Source organism: Cryomorpha ignava (assembly GCF_010686655.1).
In the GTDB taxonomy this organism is placed as follows: Bacteria; Bacteroidota; Bacteroidia; order Flavobacteriales_D; family Cryomorphaceae; genus Cryomorpha; species Cryomorpha ignava.
The window spans coordinates 1-540 of the sequence record NZ_JAAGVY010000149.1 but is presented as its reverse complement, the minus strand read 5'-3'; the positions used below and the strand labels follow the sequence as shown (position 1 = coordinate 540).

Below are 540 nucleotides of genomic sequence, written 5' to 3'. Positions count from 1 at the left end.
ACTGCACCAGGTGCAATAGGTGGAAAGTCAGCAGATTCGTAATCATCAAAGTAATTGTCAGTATTATCTGTAGTTGTATAAGGAAGTGAAGAAATATTAAGTGGAACTTCACAGATTTGACCCGGTACCGGAATAAATCCTGCACAAGAACAATCTTCTTGAATAACATCTACATAAGTCAATGGATCACCATCATCACAAGCTGTTCCAAAATCGACAGTAAGGTCCGGACAATCGAATGGAATACAAGTCAAAATAACATTATGAAAATTATCATTACCAGAAAAAGATCTTACTCTAAAATAGTAAGTACCTGCTTCCTCAACCGTGTAGTTTTCTGGGAAATTGTCGCAGTCGCTAATAGCTGTAAGAGTATTGCAATCATCTGCAGAATAGAGTCCAACAACAACGTTTGCACTTGAAGTTTCAGAGATTCTGTATTTTTCAGATCCGTCTGAAGTGAAAGTGTACCAAACATCGGCAGTACCGTTTCCGGTGCATTCGTCAACTATTGACTCTGTAGCTCCAACAAACGGCTGA

At 38.9% G+C, this 540-nt stretch carries 1 protein-coding gene; it reads right to left on the bottom strand.

What is annotated here, in order from left to right:
- Nucleotides 1-540 (bottom strand): hypothetical protein (locus tag G3O08_RS20825; protein ID WP_163287368.1); only part of this gene is annotated, 540 nt, incomplete at both ends.